This is a genomic window from Zunongwangia mangrovi, assembly GCF_900112105.1.
Lineage (GTDB): Bacteria > Bacteroidota > Bacteroidia > Flavobacteriales > Flavobacteriaceae > Zunongwangia > Zunongwangia mangrovi.
On record NZ_FOKV01000002.1, the window covers coordinates 228,415 to 254,429 of the forward strand.

22 protein-coding genes are annotated in these 26,015 nt (G+C 34.8%); 8 read left to right on the top strand and 14 right to left on the bottom strand.

The annotated features are described in order from the left end of the window. Positions 1–58: 58 nt before the first annotated feature. The 5 genes from priA to nadC all read right to left on the bottom strand — a co-directional run bounded on the left by priA (position 59) and on the right by nadC (position 5,491). On the bottom strand, positions 59–2,512 hold the full coding sequence (priA, locus tag BM201_RS07230; protein ID WP_092541081.1) for a replication restart helicase PriA: 2,454 nt from the start codon (positions 2,510–2,512) through the stop codon (positions 59–61). Positions 2,513–2,669: 157 nt separating this feature from the next. After that, positions 2,670–3,107: a DUF2147 domain-containing protein gene (locus BM201_RS07235; protein ID WP_092541083.1), complete on the bottom strand. Its 438-nt coding sequence runs from the start codon at positions 3,105–3,107 to the stop codon at positions 2,670–2,672. A 1-nt stretch (position 3,108) separates the two neighbouring features. Next, complete coding sequence (locus BM201_RS07240; RefSeq protein WP_092541085.1) at positions 3,109–3,669, bottom strand: chalcone isomerase family protein; 561 nt, start codon at positions 3,667–3,669, stop codon at positions 3,109–3,111. A gap of 28 nt (positions 3,670–3,697) precedes the next feature. Further along, entirely contained in the window at positions 3,698–4,630 is a 933-nt protein-coding gene (locus BM201_RS07245) for a YihY/virulence factor BrkB family protein (RefSeq protein WP_092541087.1), read from the bottom strand. A gap of 3 nt (positions 4,631–4,633) precedes the next feature. Further along, a complete protein-coding gene (gene nadC, locus BM201_RS07250; RefSeq protein WP_092541089.1) occupies positions 4,634–5,491 on the bottom strand; it encodes a carboxylating nicotinate-nucleotide diphosphorylase in 858 nt (285 codons plus the stop codon). A gap of 51 nt (positions 5,492–5,542) precedes the next feature. Between nadC and rlmH the strand changes: the two genes are divergently transcribed. The 4 genes from rlmH to BM201_RS07270 all read left to right on the top strand — a co-directional run bounded on the left by rlmH (position 5,543) and on the right by BM201_RS07270 (position 9,299). Then, the gene (gene rlmH / locus BM201_RS07255) at positions 5,543–6,016 is read left to right on the top strand and encodes a 23S rRNA (pseudouridine(1915)-N(3))-methyltransferase RlmH (protein WP_084840594.1); all 474 of its coding nucleotides are present in this window, start codon (positions 5,543–5,545) and stop codon (positions 6,014–6,016) included. 5 nt (positions 6,017–6,021) lie between these two features. Next, positions 6,022–6,594: a non-canonical purine NTP diphosphatase gene (locus BM201_RS07260; RefSeq protein ID WP_092541091.1), complete on the top strand. Its 573-nt coding sequence runs from the start codon at positions 6,022–6,024 to the stop codon at positions 6,592–6,594. A gap of 71 nt (positions 6,595–6,665) precedes the next feature. Further along, positions 6,666–8,468 (top strand): DEAD/DEAH box helicase, encoded by a 1,803-nt coding sequence (locus BM201_RS07265; protein WP_092541093.1) that lies wholly within the window; start codon positions 6,666–6,668, stop codon positions 8,466–8,468. A gap of 66 nt (positions 8,469–8,534) precedes the next feature. Next, positions 8,535–9,299, top strand: a complete 765-nt coding sequence (locus BM201_RS07270) for a carboxypeptidase-like regulatory domain-containing protein (protein WP_175486998.1) — start codon at positions 8,535–8,537, stop codon at positions 9,297–9,299. Here BM201_RS07270 and BM201_RS07275 read toward each other — a convergent pair. Further along, a complete protein-coding gene (locus BM201_RS07275) occupies positions 9,296–9,832 on the bottom strand; it encodes an SRPBCC family protein (RefSeq protein ID WP_092541095.1) in 537 nt (178 codons plus the stop codon). The genes BM201_RS07270 and BM201_RS07275 overlap by 4 nt on opposite strands. Positions 9,833–9,864: 32 nt before the next feature. After that, positions 9,865–10,518, bottom strand: a complete 654-nt coding sequence (locus BM201_RS07280; protein ID WP_092541097.1) for a TrmH family RNA methyltransferase — start codon at positions 10,516–10,518, stop codon at positions 9,865–9,867. Positions 10,519–10,738: 220 nt separating this feature from the next. On the opposite strand from BM201_RS07280, the gene BM201_RS07285 reads away from it, so the two are divergent. The 4 genes from BM201_RS07285 (at position 10,739) to BM201_RS07300 (ending at position 14,223) form a co-directional block, all read left to right on the top strand. Next, positions 10,739–11,428 carry an SIR2 family NAD-dependent protein deacylase gene (locus BM201_RS07285; protein WP_092541099.1) on the top strand — a complete coding sequence of 230 codons (690 nt, stop codon included), beginning with the start codon at positions 10,739–10,741 and terminating at the stop codon, positions 11,426–11,428. Continuing rightward, positions 11,425–11,958, top strand: coding sequence for a hypothetical protein (locus BM201_RS07290; RefSeq protein ID WP_139219157.1), 534 nt, complete (start codon positions 11,425–11,427; stop codon positions 11,956–11,958). The genes BM201_RS07285 and BM201_RS07290 overlap by 4 nt, the downstream gene beginning before the upstream one ends. Positions 11,959–12,016: 58 nt before the next feature. Then, complete coding sequence (purB, locus tag BM201_RS07295; RefSeq protein ID WP_092541103.1) at positions 12,017–13,354, top strand: adenylosuccinate lyase; 1,338 nt, start codon at positions 12,017–12,019, stop codon at positions 13,352–13,354. Positions 13,355–13,488: 134 nt separating this feature from the next. Next, the gene (locus BM201_RS07300) at positions 13,489–14,223 is read left to right on the top strand and encodes a Bax inhibitor-1/YccA family protein (protein ID WP_092541105.1); all 735 of its coding nucleotides are present in this window, start codon (positions 13,489–13,491) and stop codon (positions 14,221–14,223) included. 160 nt (positions 14,224–14,383) lie between these two features. On the opposite strand, the gene rfbD is transcribed toward BM201_RS07300, so the two are convergent. From rfbD to BM201_RS07335, 7 genes are all read right to left on the bottom strand, one after another. Continuing rightward, positions 14,384–15,235, bottom strand: a complete 852-nt coding sequence (gene rfbD / locus BM201_RS07305; protein ID WP_092541107.1) for a dTDP-4-dehydrorhamnose reductase — start codon at positions 15,233–15,235, stop codon at positions 14,384–14,386. Position 15,236: 1 nt separating this feature from the next. Continuing rightward, positions 15,237–15,800, bottom strand: a complete 564-nt coding sequence (rfbC, locus tag BM201_RS07310; protein ID WP_092541109.1) for a dTDP-4-dehydrorhamnose 3,5-epimerase — start codon at positions 15,798–15,800, stop codon at positions 15,237–15,239. Beyond that, positions 15,800–16,657 carry a glucose-1-phosphate thymidylyltransferase RfbA gene (gene rfbA, locus BM201_RS07315; protein WP_092541111.1) on the bottom strand — a complete coding sequence of 286 codons (858 nt, stop codon included), beginning with the start codon at positions 16,655–16,657 and terminating at the stop codon, positions 15,800–15,802. Before rfbA ends, rfbC begins: the two co-directional genes overlap by 1 nt. A gap of 30 nt (positions 16,658–16,687) precedes the next feature. Beyond that, positions 16,688–17,719 (bottom strand): dTDP-glucose 4,6-dehydratase, encoded by a 1,032-nt coding sequence (rfbB, locus tag BM201_RS07320; protein WP_092541113.1) that lies wholly within the window; start codon positions 17,717–17,719, stop codon positions 16,688–16,690. A gap of 216 nt (positions 17,720–17,935) precedes the next feature. Beyond that, positions 17,936–19,798: a hypothetical protein gene (locus tag BM201_RS07325; RefSeq protein WP_092541115.1), complete on the bottom strand. Its 1,863-nt coding sequence runs from the start codon at positions 19,796–19,798 to the stop codon at positions 17,936–17,938. 252 nt (positions 19,799–20,050) lie between these two features. Continuing rightward, positions 20,051–20,836, bottom strand: a complete 786-nt coding sequence (locus tag BM201_RS07330; protein WP_092541117.1) for a hypothetical protein — start codon at positions 20,834–20,836, stop codon at positions 20,051–20,053. A 204-nt stretch (positions 20,837–21,040) separates the two neighbouring features. Continuing rightward, positions 21,041–25,909 carry a DNA repair ATPase gene (locus tag BM201_RS07335; RefSeq protein ID WP_092541119.1) on the bottom strand — a complete coding sequence of 1,623 codons (4,869 nt, stop codon included), beginning with the start codon at positions 25,907–25,909 and terminating at the stop codon, positions 21,041–21,043. Positions 25,910–26,015: the final 106 nt, after the last annotated feature.

The window sequence follows — 26,015 nt, forward strand, 5'->3', positions numbered from 1 at the left end:
AGCCGAATATCGACGATTAGATATTCGGCTTTTATATTTTATATTAATTCTGAAAATCCTACACGGGATCTACATTTACGATAACTCTTACGCTTCTATAAGCTGAAATTGCATTAAAACTAATAAGAATCTTTTGAAGTACAGATTTTGTCTTCCCTAAAGATTGACTCTGCGGAATTTTAAGCATGATATTCTTATAATATTCATTTCTAATTCTAGCCACTGGAGGAAATTCTGGTCCTAACACATGCTGGTTAAATACATTTTGCATCGCTTTCGCTATCCAATCTGCTGCTTCATTTGTTTTACTGAAATCACGCGATTTTAAACTCAATCGAACTAATCTAAAATAAGGCGGATACTTATAATTGTATCTTTCCTGAAGTTGCTCTTTATACATCCCCGCATAATCATTAGTAGAAACTTGCTGAATGATCTGGTGATGCGGATTATAACTTTGAATTAAAACCTTACCACGCTTCTTCGTTCTACCGGCTCTTCCTGCAACCTGAAGCATTAATTGAAAACTTCGTTCGTGCGCTCTAAAATCTGGAAAGTTCAATAGATTATCGGCATTCATAACGCCTACCAGGTTTACATTTCTAAAATCTAATCCCTTGGTTAGCATTTGTGTTCCTACCAAAATATCGATCTCTAGATCTTCAAAAGCAGTGATGATTTTCTCGTATCCATGTTTTCCCCTAGTGGTATCCTGATCCATTCTGCCAATTTTATGATCGGGAAACAGCGCTTTTAATTCGGTTTCAATTTGCTCGGTTCCAAAACCTTTTGTAGAAACATCATCGCTGTGACAGGCCATACAACGTTGCTGCATCGCGATATGATAACCACAATAATGGCAACGTAATTGATTGCTATGGCTGTGATAAGTTAAACTTACATCACAATTAGGACATTGTGGAGAATGCCCGCAGGTATTACATTCTAATATTGGTGAAAATCCTCGCCTATTCTGAAATAATATCACCTGCTCACCTTCAGCTAAAGATTCCTCGATCTCTTTCAGCAACCGATCTGAAAAATGCCCCGTCATTCTTTTTTTGCGATGTTTCTCCTTAATATCGACAATTTCAATTTCTGGCATTAAGACATCACCAAAACGCCTGGATAATTCAGTAAAACCATATTTATTATGTTCAGCATTAAAATAAGATTCTAGCGAAGGAGTTGCAGAACCCATTAAGGTTTTAGCTTTAAAAAAATTAGCTAAAACTACGGCGGCATCTCTTGCATGGTATCTTGGAGCAGGATCATATTGCTTAAACGTAGCTTCGTGTTCTTCATCGACAATGATCAATCCTAATTGTTGGAACGGTAAAAATATTGCCGATCTGGCGCCAATAACTACTTTAGGATCATCACCGGCATTAAGCACATTTTGGTAGACCTCTACCCTCTCGTTCATGGAATATTTACTGTGAAAAACTAAAACTTTATCTCCAAAATAAGCCTGAAGTCGGTTTATTAACTGCGTGGTAAGCGCAATTTCTGGTAATAAATAAAGTGCTTGTTTCCCTTCGTTTAAAACCTCTTCGATAAGTTTTAGGTAAATTTCAGTTTTACCACTGGAAGTTACGCCGTGTAATAAACAAACGGTTTTTTCTTCAAAAGAAGCTTTAATTTGCCCAAAAGCTTTAAGCTGATATTCGTTAAATTCTATATGTTTTCTGGTAATTTCACCATCAAAACCAACACGATCTTCATTGATATAATATTCCTGAAAAATATTCTTTTTAACCAGACTTTTTAAAGTGGATGCAGTTACTTCTGAAGATTTTTGAAGCTCTTTTGCACTAATTGGCTTGGTACTTCTGGCTTTTATGCTGAAATAATTAAGGACGACTTCTCGCTGTTTATGCGCCCTGGAAAGATTGTCTAAAAGCTGATGCATTGCATCCTCAGATTCGTGATTTTCGTGAAGTTTTATATATCGAACGCGTTTTGGTTTGTATTGCTCGTAAATCTCCTGACTTAGTACCACAATATCTTTCGCCATTAATCGGTTTAAAACCGGTAAAACCGATTTTCGATCTAATAGTGCTTCGACTTCTTTAATTTTTAAAGAGGATTGGTTTTGCAAAGCTTCAACCACCAAAAACTCATCGTCCTTAAGCTCAGATTCGATAATTTCCGACTCTTTTTGTAGCTGAACTATACTTTCACTTTCTAGAATAAATGCTCCGGGTAAAGCCGCTCGCATCACTTCACCTTCAGTACACATATAATAAGAAGCGATCCAACTCCAAAACTTCAGTTGTTGACTAGTCACCAAAGGAGCTTCATCTAAAATCTGACTAATAGGTTTGGCTTCGTAAACTTCTGGTGCTCGATCGTGCACTTCAGCAATTATCCCTGTGTAAACTTTTGATTTTCCGAAGGGAACAGCAACACGTATACCTGCTTGTAGAAAATTAGCCTCATCTTTAGAAATACTGTAAGTAAATCTATTATCTAAAGGTAGCGGTAAAATAACATCTACAAAATGGGACATAAGCTTAGCTATTCTAAAATTGAATTTAAGTTAAGAACAGCAAACATACTATTCTTGATCTTTGAGTAAAAATAAAAACCATTCTCGATTAAAGAATGGTTTTTAAAATATTTTAATAATTGGCCAAAATTAGCCATTTTTTGATATGCTTTTTAGATCATTCGGCGCGTTCCCAGGTCATCGTTTTATAGAAAAAAGCAACATAACCTCTTACATTTAACATATCTGGATTATCTTCGTCTACCCAAATTTTTACTTTGTAAACTTTACCAGATTTAGGATTAATGATTTCCCCACCAGCGTAATGATCGCCTTCTTTTTTTAAGCCGTGCATTAATTGCAAACCTTCTATTGGTTTGTCTTTTAGCGCTCCTTTACATTCTGTACAAAGTTTATCGCGATCTTCTTCTTTGGTTATTCTAAGCACTTTACCGCAAACTTCGCCATCTTCTTTTTTAAAGATCTTTACGATCGAATTTACTTTTCCTTCGTCGTTAGTACATTTCCATTTCCCGAAAACGTCGTCTTGCGCATAAACACTATTAAGCGCTGCAAAGGCAATAAAGAATACGGAAAATAAAATATACTTTTTCATCTTATAAATTTAACATTGCTTCTTTTAAATCGTCTTCGGCAGGTTTTTTAGAAAGCCAAATACCAAATAATGCTTTTTTAAATGCCATTCCTTTAATAGTACCTTTTTCTTCTCCGTTTTTATAAGAGATCACTCCGGTACCGGGAATATAAACTAAATCGAAAACATCGTCTTTTTTGATCTCGTCACTAAAAAAACCTTTAAATTTTTTAATTTCTGAAGCTAAAGGAGCGGTATTTCCATTGGTCGAATTTTCGAAACCTTCGTTCACGGCATCGACCATTTTATTACTTGTTATTAATTTTGAAACAATATGAAGTTTAATAGCCATTGGCTTATCTGCACTCATTATTTGCTTCTCATCACTACTTTTTTCCTGAAGGTATAATCCCCCTGCGTAAAGATCGATCCAAAATTTTTCACGAACTCCTGCTCCATTCAATTTTAATGATTCTCCTTTAAATTCTACTGAATTTGGTAAAGAAACTCCACCAACTTCGGTTTGTGCACTCAACATCGTTACCGAGCATAATGCAACGAAAAGTAACATATACTTTTTCATTTTTTGTGTAGTTTAAGTTAAAATAAATTTATTTAAAATTTTTCTTCAGTTTTATCAGCGAGGCATTAAGTTCAAACCCCAACAGAAGAATATTAGCATTTAACCAAATATACACCATTAAAATTAACAATGCTCCAATAGAACCGTACAATTCGTTATAATTTGAAAAATTTTCAATATATAATCCAAATAAAAATGAGGTGATTAAAGTCAAAATTGTGGTGAAAAATGCACCTACAGAGAAAAATCTAGCCTGTCGTGCTTCTTTTGTTCCGAAGTAATAAAGCGTTGCAACGGCGATATAAATAAGTACCACTAACGCAATATATTTCACTACTCCGGTTCCTGTACCATCATTCGAAATTAATCCATATTCACTTAGATCTTCTACGGCATAGGTTAAATAGACTACCAATATTACGGTAAGAAGCAAAAGGAATGCCAAAACGAGCGAAACACCAATTGCAACGATATATTGCCTAACTAAAGATCTTTTAATATTAGTATGGTAAGAAAACTCGAAACCAGTAAAAATAGCGTTTACCCCATTGGTCATTAAAAAAATAGAAAGTATAAAAGAAAAAGACAGCAAGCCGGCACGAGGATTATTAGCAATATCTGCAAAAATATCTCCTAAATATTCCTGCGTTTCCGGCGGTAAAAGCGTGTCTATAAAAAGTAAAAATTTTATCCTGAAATCGTCGATGACATTCAGATCTTCCACATAAGGAATCAAATTGAAGATAAATAACAAATAAGGAAACAAAGCCATAAAAAAACTAAAAGCGATGGCACTGGCCCTTGTAGAAAAAGTACCATGTATAATCCCGCCACTATAAATATCCCATAAATGATAGAGCGAAAGCCCATCTGTTCCCGGTATAGTTACCTTGCTCGATGTTCTTTTCCACCAATCTGAGACATTATCCAGTTTAGTTGTTATCGCCTCGAGTATCGACATATTTTACATAGCTTTTAAGCTAAGATCCATATTATAAACCGAATGAGTTAAAGCGCCGCTCGAAATATAATCCACACCACATTCGGCATATTTCTTGGCGGTTTCTAAAGTAATCCCGCCACTAGATTCGGTTAAACACTGGTCTCCGATAAGTTTGACCGCTTTTTTTGTTTCAGCATAATCAAAATTATCGATTAGGATTCGGTATACGCCACCTTCAGCTAAAATTTCTTCGATTTCTTTCATATCCCGGGCTTCTACAATGATCTTAAGATCAAGATTGTTAGTTTCCAGATACTTTTTTGTTTTCTGAATAGCTTGTGCAACACCACCTGCAAAATCGATATGATTATCCTTTAACATGATCATATCATAAAGTGCAAATCGATGATTTTCTCCACCACCAATTTTTACGGCCCATTTTTCTAAAGCACGAATTCCCGGTGTAGTTTTTCTGGTATCAAGAATTTTGGTGCCGGTTCCTTCCAACTTATCTACAAATTCTTTGGTTTTGGTAGCGATAGCACTCATACGTTGCATAGCATTAAGTACTAATCGTTCTGCCTTTAAAATAGATTGCGAAGCAGCTTCAACATAAAAAGCAACATCACCTTTCTTCACTTTTTGGCCATCATTTATTTTGATATCCAGCTTAACTTCAGGATCTACAAATTCAAAAACTTTTTTAGCGAAATCTACGCCGGCTAAAATACCATTGTCTTTAACTAAAAGTTGCGCTTTTCCCTTAGCATCGGCAGGAATACAAGCCAGTGAACTGTGATCGCCATCACCAATATCTTCTCTTATTGCGTTGGTTATGATTAATTCAATTTCTTTTTCAAATTGTGCTGCTGAGATCATTTGCAATACTTATTTTTGTAAATGTAGGAAAGTCTGCGCTAAATATACCGAATGACGATAAAATTACTCTGCATAGGAAAAACCGATAGCAAGGAATTACAAAAGCTAATCGAGGTCTATCTAAAACGGCTTCAGTTTTATACAAAATTTGAAATCGATGTGATTCCAGATCTAAAAAAGGCTAAAAATTTAGACGAAAATCAGCAAAAATCGAAAGAAGGCGAATTGATTCTTAATAAAGTACAAACTTCAGATTATTTAGTGCTTTTGGATGAAAACGGAAAACAATTTTCTTCGGAAGCTTTTTCAGAATACCTTCAGAAAAGAATGAATAGCGGCTTAAAACAACTCATTTTTGTTATTGGCGGCCCTTACGGATTTTCTGAAGCGGTGTATCAACGCGCCAATGGTAAAATATCTCTATCCAAAATGACGTTCTCTCACCAGATGGTACGACTTTTTGTAACCGAACAAATTTACCGCGGCTTTACCATCTTAAAAAACGAACCCTATCACCACAGATAATATACATGGAATTAGTATTTGCAACTCACAATCAAAATAAATTTAAAGAAATCGAAGCGATGCTTCCAGATCACATCACCTTATTATCCTTAGATGATATTGGCTGTACTGAGGATATTGCTGAAACCGCCGATACCATTGATGGTAACGCTATTTTAAAAGCAGAATATGTTCGCCATCGTTATGGCTACAATTGTTTTGCAGATGATACAGGTCTTGAAGTGGATGCACTGGCAGGAGCTCCCGGAGTATATTCTGCTCGTTATGCCGGGGAACAAAAAGATGATAAAGCGAATGTTGCTAAACTTCTAGATCAACTTAAAGATAAAGAAAGCAGGAAAGCACATTTTAAAACTGTGATCGCCCTAAATTTAAAAGACAACGAAAACCTGTTTACAGGTATTTGCAAAGGTGAAATTATCGAGGAACGTCGCGGCGAAAAGGGCTTTGGATACGATCCTGTTTTTATTCCTGAAGGCTACGATCGTACTTTTGCTGAAATGGAAATGAAAGAAAAAGCTGAAATTAGCCATCGTGGCAAGGCTTTCAAGGCTTTAATGGAGTATCTTTCCAAATAAAAGAGGAATTAAAAATATAATGTGATAAGCTGTAAACTAATACGTACATTTGCAGCTTATTAAATTTTATAATGAATAAATTTCAAGAATTAGGTTTAAATTCCTCTATTTTAAAAGCTATTGAAGACATGGGCTTTGAAAGTCCTAGTGAAGTACAGGAAAAAACCATCCCCATTTTATTAGACGAAGAGACCGATATGGTTGCCTTAGCCCAGACCGGGACAGGAAAGACGGCAGCTTTTGGTTTCCCTTTGATTCAGAAAATAGACCCGAAATCAAAGCACACACAGGCATTAATTTTATCTCCTACCAGAGAATTATGCCTCCAAATTACAAACGAACTAAAGAATTACTCTAAATACGAGCCTTCATTACATCCGGTAGCGGTTTATGGTGGAGCAAGTATTACAGAACAGGCAAAGCAAATAGAGCGCGGTGCCCAGATCATTGTTGCAACTCCTGGGAGAATGCAGGATATGATAAGACGTAAACTTACCGATATCTCAAGAATCGAGTATTGCGTTTTAGATGAAGCAGATGAAATGTTGAATATGGGATTTTATGAAGATATCACTTCTATCCTATCTCATACTCCTAAAGAGAAGAACACCTGGTTATTCTCTGCAACAATGCCTAAAGAAGTGGCAACGATCGCTAAGAAGTTTATGCGTAGTCCTATCGAGGTTACCGTTGGTAGCAAAAACATGGGATCTACTAACGTATCGCACGAATTTTACCTGGTAAATGCACGTGATCGATATGCAGCTTTAAAACGTTTAGCTGATACTAATCCAGATATTTTCTCGGTTATCTTTTGCCGAACTAAAAGAGATACGCAAAAAGTTGCAGAGCGTTTAATCGAAGATGGTTATTCTGCTGCTGCATTACACGGAGATTTAAGTCAGAATCAACGTGATTTGGTGATGAAGTCTTTTAGAACTCGCCAAATCCAAATGTTGGTGGCTACAGATGTTGCTGCCAGAGGTATTGATGTAGACGATATTACTCACGTAATAAACTATCAATTACCAGACGAAGTAGAGACCTATACACACCGTAGTGGTCGTACTGGTCGTGCCGGTAAAACTGGTACTTCGATGGTAATCGTTTCTAAAAGTGAACTTCGAAAAATTAAAAGTATCGAGCGTATCATCAAACAATCTTTTGATGAGAAGCAGTTACCAGACGGTAAAGATATTTGCAAAGTGCAGCTATTGCATTTAGCTAATGATATTAAGAATACAGAGATCAATCACGATATCGATGAATATCTTCCTAATATCAATAAAGTATTGGAAGACTTCAGTAAAGAAGAACTAATTAAAAAGTTCTTTTCTGTTGAATTTACTAGGTTCTCTAATTATTATAAAAAAGCGAATGATCTTGCTCCAGTTAGTGGTGGAGCTAATGTAGATCTAGATCCAAACTCTACCCGTTACTTTATGAACGTTGGTAAGAAAGATGGATTTGATTGGATGAGCTTAAAAGATTTCCTTAAAGACGCTTTACAATTGGGTAAAGATGGAGTATTTAAGGTAGATGTAAAAGACAGCTTTTCATTCTTTAATACTGAAAATTCTGAAACCGATAAAGTTCTTACCGCATTTAATGATTTTGAATATCAGGGAAGAAGAATTAACGTAGAAATCACCAAAAACTCAAATAGTAGCGGTGGTAATGGCGGTCGCAGACGTAAAGGTCGTAAAGGCGGCGGTGGCGGCTTTGGAAAAAGCGATTTTAAATCTGGCGGTAAGGGGAGATCACGCTCAAAAGACGGAAGAGATTCTGGATTTAAAGGCAAGAAATCCAAAGGCTCTGGGAGTCGTGGTAAGAATATAGAAAATTCGATAAAAAGGAGAAAATCTAAAAAATAAGCTAGGTTTAAGCCTATTTTGGCATCATTTTTTAGAATGATTTTTATATTTTAGGCCCCAAGATTTATGAAGCAGTTAGTTACTTTTATATTTTCAGTATTTTTTGTTTGTCAACTGGCAAGCGCTCAGGATATTATTTCGGGAACCGTGATGAACGCGGCTAACGATGTACCTTTAGAAAATGTTCATATTGTAAATTTGAACCAGGTAAAAGGAAGTACTTCTGAAGAAGATGGTTCTTTTGAGATCCATGCTACAGCAAACGATACTTTATATTTTACTTATTTAGGATTCAAATCTATTAAAGTAAGAGTAACTAACGACTGGTTAAAATATGGTAATGTAAAAGTGAAAATGACCGAGGTTGGTATCGCTTTAGAAGAAGTTACCGTTAGCGACGTAAAACTTACCGGATATCTTGAAATTGATGCTAAGAATATTCCGATTTACGAAAATAAGAGATATAGTATTTCCGGCCTTAATATAGGATATGAGGCCGGAGGTTCTTCTCCAAGTGCATTTAATAAAGTTGTTGGTTCTATATTTAATCCTGCAGATGCGCTTAATAATCTCTTTAGCCGAAGAGAGCGACAATTACGCAAGCTTAGACAAATGAAGGAAGACGAAAGTATTCGTGACCTTTTAGGTTCTAAATACAATAGAGAAACCCTAAGCGCCATGTTACAACTAAGTAAAGCTGAAATTGAAGAAGTTTTAAGTAGGTGTAATTATTCTGAAGATTTTGTAAATACTGCTACAGATCTTCAAATTCTTGATGCCATTAGCGGATGCTGGGAAGAATATAAATTACTTCAGCGAAACAAGAATTAAATATTATCATTTTCAAGATAAGTTTTTAGGTTTTGAAGGCTCTTCTCAAAATCTTCTCCCAATCTATTTTCCATACTATAAAAAATAGAGATCACAGAATAAGGAAACGGCAAATAACCACGAACACCAAATACGATCTTTGTTCTTTCTGGCTGAATTTCTTTAGAAGCAAAATAAACCATTGCAACTGCTTCTACAGGTTTAACCAGTAATAATTTGGTTTCAAAAACATGTCCTGGCTTTACTTTTATGATCTTTTGTGTACCTTCACCAATAGTCTTATCGCCTTTCCAATATACGATAGCATCTTCTTTACCATCTACACCACTAAACCTTAATTTTGCGGTTTTAGCGCCTTGCAACTGGGAAATCCATTTCTTTTGATTCTTAAGTTGGCGTACAAAACCATAAATATCTGCCTTCGATCTATTAATTACAATAGTTCGACTAACATCATAATCCTTTTTAGACCAGGCATGTAAAAAAGCAACAAACGTAATTATCGCAATAATCACGTAGAAGAAAAGCGTCATCTGTAAAATTTACTTTTTGTTAAAATTAGCAATTATTTCGAATAAAAATGAGAAATAAGCTCATTACTATTCTTCAGGTTATTTTTAAGCCATTTAAACTTTAAGTCCTCTTTTTCCTGTTCATTTAGTTGCCAACTCACATCTTCTTTCCTAATCCTCTCAGCCAGACTTTGTAATATGATCGCGGCAGAAACAGAGATATTTAGACTCTCCGTAAAACCATACATTGGTATTTTTAATGTACAATCTGCTTCTTTCATGATTTCGTCTGATAGTCCATGACGCTCTGTCCCGAAGAATAAAGCCGACTTCTTATTGACATCAAAATCTCCCAAGTGTAAAGAATCATTATGGGGGCTTGTCGCTACAATTTGATAGCCACTTTCCCTTAAATGCGAAATACATTCTTTAGCTGAAGCATGACGATTTACAGTAACCCATTTTTGAGCGCCCATAGCTATCTCACGATCTATCCTTTTAGGAAATTTTTCTTCAATTACATGTACATTTTGGATTCCAAAAACATCACAACTTCGTATAACTGCACTGGTATTATGTAATTGATATACATCTTGTGTAGCCACAGTTATATGATTAGTTCGTTGATCGATCACTTTATTCATAAGTGATCTTCTACGATCGGTAAGAAAATCTTCTAAATAAGAAATTAGAGCAGGGTCATTCATATAACTTCAAAAATATAAAAATGAAATTATTAAAAGGCCAAAAACCTCGTATAAAAGCCCATTCTGACTGAAATTATTAAATACAAAGCTTTATTTGATTCAGTATAAATGGTGAGCATTGCTCTAAATTCGATATTCGATAAAATTAGAATCAATTTTATCGAATATCGAAACTTTTGATTTTCTATAAAATCATTATCTTTTTTAAAAATTTGAGATCATGAAAAATCTTGTAGTTCTTACAGGAGCAGGAATAAGTGCAGAAAGCGGAATTAAAACCTTTAGAGATGCCGATGGTTTATGGGAAGGACATGATGTAATGCAGGTTGCCTCTCCGTTAGGCTGGGAAAAAGATCAGGAATTGGTACTCGATTTTTACAATCAGCGTAGAAAACAGCTGCTAAGCGTTGATCCTAATAAAGCACATACGGTTTTGGCCGAATTAGAGCAGGATTTTAATGTTGAAATCATTACCCAAAACATCGACGATCTTCACGAACGTGCCGGCAGTTCTAATGTGTTGCATTTACATGGCGAACTTTTAAAAGCTCGCAGCACTTTTGATGAGAACTTGGTAATCGACTGGAAGCAGGATATTAAAATTGGTGATTTTTGCGAACATAATTTTCAATTACGTCCGCATGTGGTTTGGTTTGGCGAAGCAGTCCCAATGATGGAAAAAGCGATTCAAAAAGTATCAAATGCCGATATTATTGCAATTATTGGAACCTCTATGCAGGTGTATCCAGCAGCGGGCCTTATCGATTTCGCTCCAGTGAAAACTCCGGTTTACTTTATAGATCCAAATCCTAATATTCGGGAGAATGAATATCTAAATATTTATGCTGAAAAAGCAGTAAGTGGCGTCCCAAAAATGGCCGAAGAACTTCGTAAAAGATTTATCTCTTGAATATCGAATATGAGCTCGATACAATGACTATGCATGCTGAAAGTAGGGCGAATTTCAGCAGGATAATTAGCGAAAACCAGTTTCTACCGGATTTAATTCAGGTTATTCAGCAATCTTCAGCATATCGCTTAAAAGCAATTGTAGCTCTAGAGTTTTATGCCAGAGATCACTGGGAAGAAGTGAAAAATTATTCCGAAGAAATCATTGAAATATCAACCAAAATCACTTCAGAAACCGAGAAACGCTGTATTTCAAAATTAATGGAGAAAATTAGCGAATTTCAATATAAAGATCCAGATTTTAAACTTCCGCAGCAATCCTTGGAACAAATGGCAAGTGTTTGTTTCGATTGGTTACTAACAGACAGTAAAATAGCGACTAAAGCTTTTTCTATGCAAAGTCTTTTTTATCTGGGTTATAAAATAGACTGGATCCATACCGAATTAAAAGCTTATTTGGAACGAAATTTGGCATATCAGTCTGCCGGTTTTAAATCCCGCGGCACAAAAATATTAAAGAAATTAAGATAGTGGTTTCGCAGATGGTTTTGAAGCACTATCTTTACGCTTTAACTTTTAAAATAAGAAAATGACACCGCTAAATGCAATTTCTCCGATAGACGGAAGATATCATTCTAAAACAAAGGCTTTATCGGCTTATTTTAGTGAAAATGCGCTTATAAAATATCGTGTAAAAGTAGAAGTTGAATACTTTATCGCCTTATGTAAACTACCTTTACCACAGCTAAAAGATGTGGAAGAGGCTGTTTTTCCACAACTTCGTGGATTGTACGAAAACTTTACAACTCAGGATGCACAAGCGATCAAAGAGATTGAAAAAACAACCAATCACGATGTAAAAGCGGTAGAATATTTCTTAAAAGAAGAGTTTGAAAAATTAGGCTTAGAAACCTCGAAAGAATTTATACATTTTGGGCTTACTTCCCAAGATATTAATAATACTGCGGTTCCGCTTTCGTTAAAAGATGCGATAGAAGAAGTTTATGTTCCGCAATTAGACGAAATTATAAGCAAATTAAAATCACTTGCTAAAGATTGGAAAGATGTACCAATGCTTGCCCGTACTCACGGCCAGCCTGCCTCTCCTACTCGACTTGGAAAAGAAATAGAGGTTTTTACTACTCGCTTAAAAGAACAAAAAGAGCTTTTAGATGCTTGCAGTCACGCAGCTAAATTTGGTGGTGCTACCGGAAATTACAATGCGCATTTCGTAGCTTATCCAGAAACCGACTGGAAGAAATTTGGAAGCGGATTTGTAGAAAACACTCTTGGTTTGAAACATTCTTTCCCAACAACTCAAATCGAGCACTACGATCACATGGCTGCACTTTTTGATGCGTTAAAAAGAATAAACACCATAATCCTGGATTTAGATAAAGATATCTGGACGTATGTTTCTATGGATTATTTTAAGCAAAAGATCAAAGCTGGAGAAATAGGAAGCTCTGCCATGCCACATAAGGTAAATCCTATCGATTTTGAAAACAGTGAAGGGAACTTGGGTATCGCCAATGCTATTTTTGAGCATTTAGCCGCTAAATTACCAGTGAGTAGATTACAGCGAGATTTAACGGATAGTACTGTTTTAAGAAATATAGGCGTTCCTGTTGGTCATACGCTAATTGGTTTTCAGTCTACTTTAAAAGGCTTAAATAAATTATTGCTGAATGAAGAAAAGCTTAATGCAGATCTTGAAGCTAACTGGGCGGTTGTTGCTGAAGCAATCCAGACGATATTAAGACGTGAAGGTTTTAAAAATCCTTATGAAACTCTAAAAGGACTTACTCGTACTAACGAAAAAATCAATAAAACAAGTATCGCGAACTTTATTGAAACTTTAGAAGTTGAAGATCATATAAAAGAAGAATTAAAGAAAATTACTCCACAAAACTACACCGGAATCTAATTTACATTTTTTATTCTTATTGAATATCAAAGGATTGCCAGTGGCAATCCTTTTTTGTATCACAACTAATAGAAATTCGACTATTTTTGTAATAAATAAATCTATATTTTTACACTAAACCGTAAATTGAAATTATGAATTCAGACTCTCAAATATCAGAAAATATAAATCCTGAAGAGCAGGTAATTTACTCTGATGCGCAACTTAAACAAGGACAAACAGCTTATATAAATAAGGTTTTTAACTGGATGTCACTAGCACTTCTAATTACCGGTGTAACTGCATTTTTTGCTGCTGGTAGTTATGAATTTATGAATTTAATTTTCTCTAATAAGCTTGTTTTTTACGGACTTATAATTGGGGAAGTTTTATTAGTTGGATATATTGGCGCTAATATTCAAAAGTTGTCGACTACTACCGCTACAGCTTTATTTATCCTGTATTCCGTGTTAAATGGGATTACTTTATCATTTATTTTACTTGTATTTACTTCAGCTTCTATAGCCACAACCTTTTTTGTAACTGCCGGTACGTTTGGTGCTATGAGTGCTTACGGATATTTTACTAAAAGAGATCTTACCAGTATTGGTAATCTTTGCTTTATGGCATTAATCGGGATTATAATCGCCTCGATCGTAAATATTTTCTTTTTTAGTGAAATTTTATATTGGGTAATTACTTATGCCGGTGTTTTGATTTTTGTTGGCCTAACTGCTTACGACACTCAAAAGATCAAAAGAATGTATAGAGCAGGAATGGAAGATTCAGATATCGGCCATAATTTAGCATTAATGGGAGCTATTACACTTTACTTAGACTTTATAAATATGTTCCTTTTCCTACTTAGAATCTTTGGAAATAGGAAATAGAAAAAATTGCTTCAGGTCTATCCTTTGAGGTATTTGTTTGAAAATAGTCTTTATTTAGACATCACTATAAAAATCGTGAACTAGAGGATTTAAACTCAATTATCGAGTTAAATATTAGAAACTATAAAAAAGCTTCAATTAAAATTGAAGCTTTTTTGTTTTAGTTTATATTCTGAATAGCTTTTGAAAGCGATTTCTGCCAATGTGGAATTTCAACCTGAAAAGTTTTTTTAATCTTAGATTTATCAAGAACACTAAACGCAGGTCTTTTTGCAGGTGTTGGGTAGTCTTGGGATCGTATAGGTTTTAAATTACAATTGATCTCTGCCAATTTAAAAATGTTAAAAGCAAAATCATACCAACTAGCGACTCCTTCATTACTATAATGGTAAATCCCATATTTTTTTGATTGAGATTGGATGATCTTAAGAATCATTTCAGCTAAATCCATAGCGTAAGTAGGCGTACCTACCTGATCAAAAACTACAGATAGTTCTTCTCGTTCCTTACCATACTTTAGCATCGACTTTAAAAAATTGTTTCCGAATTCAGAATATAACCAGGAAGTTCTGATGATAAAAAATTGATCTAAATTTTGTAGAATCTTAGATTCTCCGTCAAGTTTAGTTTTACCATAAATTCCTAAAGGATTGGTTTTATCGTCTTCTAAATAAGGTAGAGAATTATCTCCCGAAAAAACAAAATCTGTAGAAATATGAATTAATTTCACCTGATTTTTCGAGCAAGCCTTAGCCAGTTTTTCAACAGCGATATGGTTTATGAGATCAGCTTTTGTTACATCAGATTCTGCTTTATCAACCTGAGTATAAGCAGCGCAATTAATGCAATAATCGTAACTATAATTAGATAATTCTTGCTCTATATTTTTTGCATTAGTAATATCTAATTCTGAAGAGCTTTTGAAAATGAATTCAAATTGATAAGAACTGCTTAACTTTTTAATACATTGTGCAAGTTGTCCTTTACCACCAGTAACAAGAATTTTAAGCATATTATTGTACTTCAGAATATTGAGAAATATACTGTTTGAAACCAGGTAAAACTAAATCCTTATCTGATATGATCAATTCTTCTTCAGATAACTGCCAATCTATGCAAAGATCTTTATCGTTATAAATAATTCCTGCTTCAGCTTCTTTATTATAAAAATTATCGCATTTATAGTAAAAAAGCGCTGTTTCACTTAAAACAACAAATCCATGAGCGCAACCTCTGGGAACAAATAATTGCTTTTTATTTTCTTCGGAAAGCAATGTACTATAAACTTCGCCAAAGGTTTCACTTTCTTTTCTTAGATCTACCACCACATCTAAAACCTTTCCTTGCAAAGCAGAAACTAATTTTGCCTGAGAGAAATCACCTTCCTGCAGATGAAGACCTCTTAAAACGCCTCTCTGTGAAAATGACTGATTATCCTGAACAAATTCTGTATTTATACCTGTTTCCTGCTGAAAAACTTTTTTATTAAAACTTTCATAGAAATATCCTCTTTTATCATTAATTATTTTTGGTTCAATTTCAAAACAGCCTTCTATGCTAGTTCTTTTTACTTTCATTAAATTGTTGCTAATAAATTTTTACTGTATCCACTTTTTAGAAAGGGCTCAGTTAAATTCACAAATTGCTCTTTTGTGATATATCCCATTTTTAAAGCTGAAGCCTCGATAGCACCAACTTTTAGCCCTTGTCTTTCTTCAATTACTTGAACAAATTGGGACGCCTGCATTAAAGAATTAAATGTTCCTGTATCGAGCCAGGCCGTTCCGCGGTCTAATATACTAACATTAAGTTTTCCTTGATTAAGATATTCCTTATTTATATCAGTTATTTCTAATTCTCCTCTCTTACTTGGCTTTATATTCTTGGCTATATCTATAACATTATTGTCGTAAAAGTAGATTCCAGGCACTGCATAGTTTGATTTTGGTATTGATGGTTTTTCTTCAATAGAAATTGCTTTTTGATTATCATCAAACTCTACGACACCATATCTTTCGGGATCTGTCACGTGATATGCATATATAATTCCTCCATCTGGTTCATTGTTTGTCTGTAATAAATTAGATAATCCTGAACCGTAAAAAATATTATCACCTAATACCAATGCAACTTTATCTTTGCCTATAAAATCTTCGCCAATTAAAAAAGCTTGAGCCAAGCCCTCTGGCTTAGGTTGGACCGCATATTCAAAAACACAGCCATATTTAGTTCCATCCCCCAATAATTTTTTAAATAAAGGCATATCATGAGGGGTACTTATAATTAAAATTTCCCTTATTCCTGCTTCCATTAAAGTTGAAAGCGGATAGTAGATCATTGGTTTATCGTAGATAGGCATTAATTGCTTACTTACTGCTATTGTACAAGGATGGAGTCTTGTACCAGATCCTCCTGCTAAAATTATTCCTTTCATATAATCTGGTTGTGTTAGTTTTTTGGTTAATTAAACTGTCTCAAGAATACTTTTATATTTATTTAAATACCAGTCAACTGTTAATTCAATTCCGGTTTCAAAGTTTTCATCTGCCTTCCACCCTAAATCATTCTCAATTTTTGTGGCATCAATAGCATACCTAAAGTCATGTCCTGCTCTATCGGTAACATACGATATTTGTTCTGCATAACTTTTGCCAGAATTTAATGGAACTTTTTGATCAAGTATTTCGCAAATCTTTTCAGCAATATAGATATTGGTTCGCTCATTTCTGCCACCTACATTATAGGTTTCTCCAGAAATTCCTTTCTTAAAAGCTAACTCGATTCCTTTACAGTGATCTAAAACGTAAAGCCAGTCTCTTATATTTTTACCGTTCCCATAGATAGGAATTTTTTCACCAGATAATGCCTTTCTAATAATAACAGGAATTAATTTTTCATCATGCTGTTTGGGCCCATAATTATTTGAGCAATTAGTTGTTACTACATTCATCCCATAAGTATGATGATAACTGCGAACAATAAAATCAGAAGAAGCTTTTGATGCACTATAAGGACTATTTGGAGCATAAGGAGTAGTCTCATGAAATAATCCTTCTTCGCCTAAAGTGCCATAAACTTCGTCTGTAGAAACGTGATGAAACCTCGAGTTTTTAAATTTATCTTTATAATCTCCGGGGGAATTCATCCAATATTCCTTGGCAACATTAAGTAGATTGAAAGTCCCAATAATATTTGTCTGCATAAATGCATCAGGATTAGCTATACTATTATCTACATGAGACTCTGCTGCTAAATGGATGACATCCTGAATATCATATTTAGAAAATAAATGCTCTATAAAATCTCTATTACAAATATCTCCTTTTTCAAAAATGTATCTAGGATTATCGGATATCTCGATTAAATTAAGAAGATCTCCTGCATAGGTCAACGCGTCAACGTTAATGATTGATTTATTAGGATTATTATTTAGAAAATGGATTATAAAATTTGATCCTATAAAGCCACAGCCCCCAGTAACTAGTATATTGCTCATCTTTTCTTTTGTTTTTAAAATTAAGTAAATCGAAATGAATTAAATACTTTTTTTTTATTTCCGATCAAAATAATCTAATTATTAGATAATTAGATAAAAAAAAAGGATGAAGGGGTGGAATAATAATCGAAATTACGATTAAATAAAAGATATAAAAAAAGCTCAAATCAATAAAGATATGAGCTTTTAGGGTTTTTAGTTATATTCACTATAAAATTATAGTCGTCTTACTAATTCTATATTAAAATTGGTACCGTCTGGCATGATAATTATACTATCATCAGATTCAGGACCTCCAGCGATTATAGATAATTTATTATTAGCATTAAGAGATAATAATTTTGTTTTAGAAACAGTTTTAATATCTCCATTTTTAACGTTTGCTATAGACAAACTACCGGGAACGTCGTTACCGTTATTCTGTAATTTCAAATAAATATCTTTACCACCTCCTCCACTAGTATTATCCATCATTACACTATAACTAATTCGATATATACCTTTTACAGGAACAGTAATGGAAGTAGAAGAAGTTGCCACATTTGTACTTAAAACAACCTCTGTCCCAAAATCTACATCTTTCCATACCGCTGTGGCATTATTTCCATTACCAGCGTTTAATAGTTTTGTAGCATTCCCAGACTTGTAAACTTCAGCATAAACAAAATAACCATCTATATAATCCTGCACCCATTCTTGTGTAGCAGCATCTTTCCATGAGGCATTTCCATTGGCATCTGAAGTCAATACTTTATCCTCTCCTTGATTACCATCTACGTATCTAAAGGTTCCATTCACGTGAAGCTTTGCTGTAGGATCGCTTGTTCCAATACCAACCTTAGATCCTGCCCAGTTAGATGCACTAGTATTATTACCTAAAACAATTGAATATGCTGTATTCGAGGTTGCCTGGTAACCAATTGCGGTAGAGTTTTGCCCTACAGCATTTGAATTTGACCCTAAAGCTGTAGTGTTTTGTTGCGAAGCTTTACTATTGTATCCAATTGCTGCAGCATATTGCCCAGAAACGTTAGAAGAATGTCCAATAGCCATGCTATTATTTCCAGATGCCTGAGCATTTACACCTAAAGCAAGAGCATTCTGCTGACTTGAAGTTTTAGCACCAACTCCTATAGCCATCCCATGGTCACTAGCGGAACTAGCATTTTGACCTATTGCAAAAGATTCGCTAGAAGTTGCTTTAGCCCCATCACCAATTGCAAAAGCAATATTTTGTGTAGCCCTTGAATTTGAACCAATTGCAAATGAACTATTACCACTTGCCGATGCTGATTGTCCTATCGCTACAGCGTTATTGGCAGATGCAACAGATGAATTACCAATAGCTGTTGCTTTACTTCCTGAACTATTGGCATTAAAACCTAAACCTATAGCTTCATTACTTGTTGCTAATGCTCCATGTCCTAAAGAAATTGACTTACTACCAGATTTTGAATTTTTTCCAATAGCAACAGCCTCATCTGCAGTGATACTTGCTGCATTTCCTATAGCTACTCCGGCCCAATCTGCTTTTGTATCAAATCCTAATGCGATACCTCCATGAGGATCAAATTCCGCAATTTGCTTATCATTTGATCTTAAAAACAAAGAATGCCATGTAGTCGTACCCAAAAATTTACTCTCAGCATTAGAAACATTATCAAAATTATTTCCTGTTAAAGCCCATCCAGAACCATCTTCTAACTCATTAAAACGTTCATCTATTTCTTCCATGATATCGTCGATATCGGATTGATTTTCTACTTTATCCCACTTTTCATCATCCCAGATATAAAATCCCTTTCTTAGGTCACGAGAATTATCATCACGCTTATTATATACTAATAAACCTTCTGTTGGATTATGAACTGTATTTTTATCTGTAAGATTCTCTAAATCTACTTTAGGTAATAAAACTCCTTTATCTGTACTTTGAATATGTAAAACTGCTGAAGGATCTGGATCTGATGTACCTATACCAACTTGTGCCACTAATGAATTTGAGAAAAACAGGGTAGTAAAAACTAAAAAAATAACTGCAGAAACGAAGTTATTTTTTGAGGGGTAATTTTTCTTCATTTTAAATCTTATTTAAATAAAATAGTCAAGAAAAGGTTAAGTTACTGACTTATAGATAGTCAAAATTAAACCTTAGCTTTTACTTAAATAAAACTTTACGATGAAGCGCGCAAATAATCGTTTAAAAACGTTTAAACGGTTATTTAACTGGCATTTTATCAGTATTATTTTTACAAAATCCTTGTAATAGTCACTGTTTTCGTTCAAATATTCATAATACTCTAGATATTAACAAATTGATTTTTAATTGAATTACAACTTAAAAAGTGAAATTGAACAAGCCTCCGGTATGGTAGATAACTCGGTGATCTCTCCTCTCGAATTTGCTTTCCTGGCATAGACACTAAGATCATCTGTATCTGAAAATTCAATTATACCTTGTAATGCAACTGTGTATTTTTCATCGTCATCAACTGAACTATCAATAGTTAAATAAACTGAAGAACCGTTTACTTTTTCTCCAGATTTAGTGAAATAGAATTCTACCACAGCATCTTCGGCATCATCGTCGTCTATATTCAAAGAAATGATAGCATTAACTTTAAATATTCCGTCGCTCTCTACATCCAATGCATTTTTAGAGTTATTCCATCGAATATTGTTGGAGGTATAAGCTCTATCAAATCTAATTATTCTAATGTACCTATCGCTAAGGCTTTGTTTACTTCTAGCGTAAAAATTCCCATAGGCTTTGGGTGTTGATTCCTCACTGGACAAGTCTGACTCATTAGTAATTTTATCCCATTGGTTGCTATCCCAACAATACAATCCTCTTTCAAGATTTTGAGCCCTATCGTTATTAGTGTTATAGACTAAAAGGCCCTCCGCAGGATTATCTACCGTATTCTTATCCCAAAGGTTTTTTAGATCTACCCTAGGTAATAATACGCCTTTATCTGTGCTGGAAATGTGTAAAATTGAAGAAGGATCTGGCTCTGATGTACCTATACCAACTTGTGCATGGCTTGTTTCAAAATAGCAGGTGAAAACAAGTAAAATCAAGGTATAACTACACCAAGAAAAGTAATTATGTGTCATAGCAAATATTTAAAGTAGGGTTAATATTGCTTCGTAATGAAACAAACATAATACTTTAATTTGCAATACATTAAAAATTTAACAAAAATTAAACTTTATTATTTATTAAACGTTTAAAAATAGATATGTAATGTGAAATTAAAAATAACTGCCCAAACAAAAATTCGTAGACGTTCATGGTGTTCGGGCAGCGTAAAATGAGTTTTATTTTTCTAAACCACGTTTTAAAACCTCTCTAATACCCTCTAAATTTTCACTAAAAGCCATCATTTGGGATAATACCTGTGCCATCTCATTCTTGTCGCCAAATCCCTTCAGCTTATTGTTCTTTAAAAAGGTCTCTTTAATCGCATTCCAACGAGCCTCTTCATCTTCAGAAATACTTCCGCGCAATTCTTTAAACTTTAATAAATTCGCTTCCGCAGCAGCTGTTAGTGTTTGAGATTCGTTCTCGTAATGCGATAATAACAAACTATTTAGTTCTTTTTCATTCATAATCGGTACCACTTTCGAGACCAGTTTATTCATATCTCGATACGATCCCTGCAACTTAAAAGCCGGTTCTGTTCGATATTCGTCTTCCATCCCGGCCGATTTTATATAAGTTGCATTTACTTTTAAAACGGTATTACGAATGCTTAACACTTTCTCTAAAACCGATTTATAATCCTGAATTTCCTGTTGAGTATGATTCCCCTTTAATTCCCCGGCATCAGAATTATTTTCTACACGATCGATCAACGTATACACATCGTCAAAATTTCGAGAACTTAATTGATGCAATACAGAATTCGATGTTAGCGAATTCTCTAATAAGCTTAATTTAAACAAACTTTCGGTATCGCCAATAATATCTCCCAAATTATAAATATCGGCACGGTTAGAAAGCATATCCGGGATTCTAAATTTCTCACCGCTTTCGGTATAAGGGTTGCCGGCCATGATCACACAAAATTTCTTTCCGCGTAGATCATATGTTTTTGGTTTTCCGTTATAAATTCCTTCAATTTTTCGAGTTCCATCGGCTAGTGAAATAAACTTTTGTAAAAATTCCGGATTACAATGCTGAATATCGTCTAAATACAACATCACATTATTTCCCATCTCAAAAGCCAGATTCAGTTTTTTAAGCTCTTCTCTGGAAGCCGAATTTGTCGCGGCCTCAGGATCTACAGAGGTAATATCGTGACCAATCGCCGGCCCATTGATTTTCATAAAAACCAATCCCAACCTGTTGGCGATATATTCCATCAGCGTTGTTTTCCCGTAACCCGGCGGCGAAATTAACAGCAACATCCCCATTCTGTCTGTACGTCGGTTCTCCCCTACACTTCCCAATTGTTTCGCCAGGTTTTCGCCGAATAATGGAAAATAAACCTGATCGATCAATTTATTCCGAACAAAAGAAGTCAGCACTCTTGGCTTAAATTCGTCTAATTTCAGCTGTTCTTTTAAATCTTCGGTGACCTGATGTCGTGCTTTTCTAAAGGCCTGAAATGCCGGAACGCTATAATTAAAATATAACTGAAGTTTTTGTGTAAAATCATGAAAATTGAACTGAAATTGTCCATTTTCGATGTTTTTATGGTCTCCTTTTAGTTCTGAAATTACTGCGGAAGGATCGATATGGTTGACCTCCGGACTTTGCTGCGGAAATAAAATACAACACGCAGCTTCGTCGATATAATTTGCTTGATTTTCTAACAATTTCGCTTTGGCGAACGCCTGAAGCCATTGTTTTACCAACCTGATCTTTACTGAATAAAATTGTAAACTTTCAACACTATTTCTAAACTGAGATTCGGCTTTCTCTTTCTTCAGCATTTGCTGAAAATCATCTGCTAATTTTTTTGCCAATCCGCTTACCACAAATTGATCGTCACTTTGCAGTTCTTCAAAAAGATATTGTGCGGTTTCTAAACTGACTTCCGCAGAAAATAAGCCCGATTTTTGTCCAAAATCGCTAATTACCTGCTCTAATTCCTGAATTAAAAAGTCATATTCGCGAGTATTGGGGAAATATTTTAAAACCTGCCCCGAAGCTTTTATCGAATTATTATATCCTTTTTTAGCATCGCTTTCTAACTGGTTCCAAAAATATCTTGCAAAAGCTCGAATTTCAGATCGCCACCTTAAAATACCTAAATCTTTATGTTTTTGCACCAAAATTTGCAGCATCTTAGAGGCATCAAGATCATGAACTCCTTTTATATAACCCTCAGAATAATTACTGCTGCTTTCCTCCTGAATCAGCTTCAGCAATTCATCTTCGTTTAATTCGAATAGATTTTCAGGAGACTGGTTTTTATAGATTTTAAAGGCTAAAAATGAAGAGCGATAAACCGAGTCATTTTCAGAAATAAATTCCTGATTCCAATATTCTCGACTATTATTTAAAATTTCATTTTCCAGTTCCTGGTAAAAATCGGTTCCGCTTAAATGGTAAAATAACTTATCGTCTTTAAAAACAATGCTTAGATCCAGTTCCTGACGGTTAACTCCGAATTTATGATTCCCGAGTTTGATAATATTTTCGCCATCTTCGTAAAGATCCTGCTTGTCTTTTAGCTTTCGCAGCGCATCTTCCCTACTCGTTTTTAGCGAAGTTTCAATTTCTTCGGCATTACCGCTATCATCCAGTTCTCGTAACTGCTCCACAATATCGCGAAGCTTATTTACCATAAGATCTGAAGCGAAATACCCGTTAATTTCTGAAACCGATTTTAAACTTTCAGCTTTCTTGCCAATACTTTTTAAAATACGATCTGAAGCGGTTTGCAAGGCAATCGCCTTTTTATTTCGCTTTTCATTGATCGCACTTTTCTTACTTTCAAAGGCGTTATAAACTTCTTCCCGTTTTTCGATAATCTCAGTAATAAATTCCTCAAAATCGGCAAATTTCCCTTCTAATTCTTCCAGCTGAATACTGACTTTCGTTTGAAATTCATCACATTTTTCAGGCGTTGAAGCGATATCCAGATAATTGATTATACTCTGATCGATCAGTTTTAATTGCGCAGCAAAATCGGCTTGGGCTTCTTTACTTCCCAGTGATTTTCTCTTATTCTTAATCGCTGCTTTTAACTGATTGATCGTTGCAAAAATCAAGCTAATATTATCAATGATTTTGGTTGAATGTGACGTATCTTCGATATCCAGATTCGAAACAATATCGATAAGCATTTCCAGATCTAAAGCGATCTGATTTACATCCTCTTCCAGCTTTTTGGCTTCGACAACTTTGCTGATCTTTTCTAATTGTTGCTGCTTTTCTTCAACTTTATCGTGATATGGCTGCAAGGCTTTATCATTCAGCAAAAATTCTACGCAGCGTCTCGAAATTTTAGTGGTTTGCTCTGCAATTTCAGCTTCCAGCGATTTAATAAATTCTTCGTTTACATATCGAATTTCATATAGACCAATCACCTCACCACGTAAAGCTCGTAGCTGCGAGAGTAATTCGACAAATTCGTTAATGTTTTTAAAAGAAGTACTTTTAATTTTACTGAAAAGCTCTTGTGCTTTCTGCTGAATTTCTTTGGTTTGTTTTTCAGCATTTTTCTTAAGCTGAATCACTTTCTGAAATTCATCTATCGCTGCATTTGCGGCAATATTGATCTCTTTTAACGGCTCACTTAAAACCGCTGTTTCCTTTTCATTCAGCCAATAATAAGCATCTAAAATATTCTTTGAAGATTTCGCAATATCGACATACAATCCGTCATAATTATCCTCCTTACTCAGCAATGTGATCAGCTCATTAGCCTCTGCCATTGCTTTCACGATATCTTTATTCCCAATTTTATATAACATCGAATCCTGATGTTCAGAAGGCATAATATCGCCTTCCAAATACGGCGTTTGCCAAATCTGGATCATGTGATGTTTGGTCTGCTCGTCATCAGCCTTAAAATAGCAAAGCTCTCCATTGGGTAAAATGGTGAAGCCACCACAAACAATAGGTGTTTTGATTTCCTGCTCGATCATATTATAATCCATTAGCAGATAAGTGCCTTTTGAAGGCGAATAGAAAATATACAGAAAATCCTCCCCATTTGGAGAATTCATTATTCCCTGATATTTTAAAGACTGAACTTCGTTAGAGAATAGATGAAATTCCCCGGTTTGTAAATAGTAACCATTTGGGAAAATAATTCCCTGATCGTCTGGTAATAAAACTGCCGTTTCTTTGATCGAATCGATTTTCTGAACTTCCTGCATTTTGTGATTGTATACAAAATAGCGTGCTTCTTCCTGAAAAGGTTTTATTTCAAGAATGATTAAATTTCCTAGATCGGCAAAGCGAATCTGGCCATCATCCAGCGTTTGATCTTTATAATCTACAGGTTCAGAATAAATTCCCATTCCGTCTTCTGTATTATCTTCAATTTTAATCGTAAGATCGCCGCCAATAGTTTCAACAAAAACTTTATCTAAAATTGCAACATGCGGATGTTCACCATAGCGTTGCATATCTCGCGTAGCTTCCTGCCAGTTAAATTGGTGCTGCTTAGGATACTTAAATTCGTGTTCGCTACGATTATCGATATAGGTAAGCGAATTATCCTTTATAAGCCATTTAAAGGTCTTAATATCGGTCACACTTTCACTCAGCTGAAAAACCATATGCAGATAGTTCCCTATTCTTGCAAACTTACTAAAGATCGTATTTCGATAATATTTGTAAAGATTTGAAAAATCGGTTTTAAAAGTATCATCTTCAAAAAGCGCTAAAGAAACTGCTTCAAAATGATGGTCTTTAAACTCGTAAACGCTAAAAACATCAGAAAGAGTAATTTCTGTACGTAATCCAAAATGAACATTATAGCCAAAAATGCAGGTATTTCCCAGCGAAATGATATCCCTGGCCACACAATTATTTTCGGTACTAATTCGGTTATTGGCAATTAATTGCGTTTCAAGCGAACCAAAAACCGTTTTCCGGGCGTCATTTAAGGTATTAAGACGTTCCTGTAGATCAGATTTATGAGTGTTGAGACGTTTACGGATAATCTCGTAGGTTCCACCATCCAAAGCATCTTTTTGTACAGACTTTTCTTCGTTAGTATTCATTTGGTTTTGTGGTAAGGTTAGGGTTTGATTGCTCTAATTATTGAAGCAGAAAGAATTAGAGAGGATGAAATCCCGGGTCACGCCCGGGATGACAAGGCTCTAAATT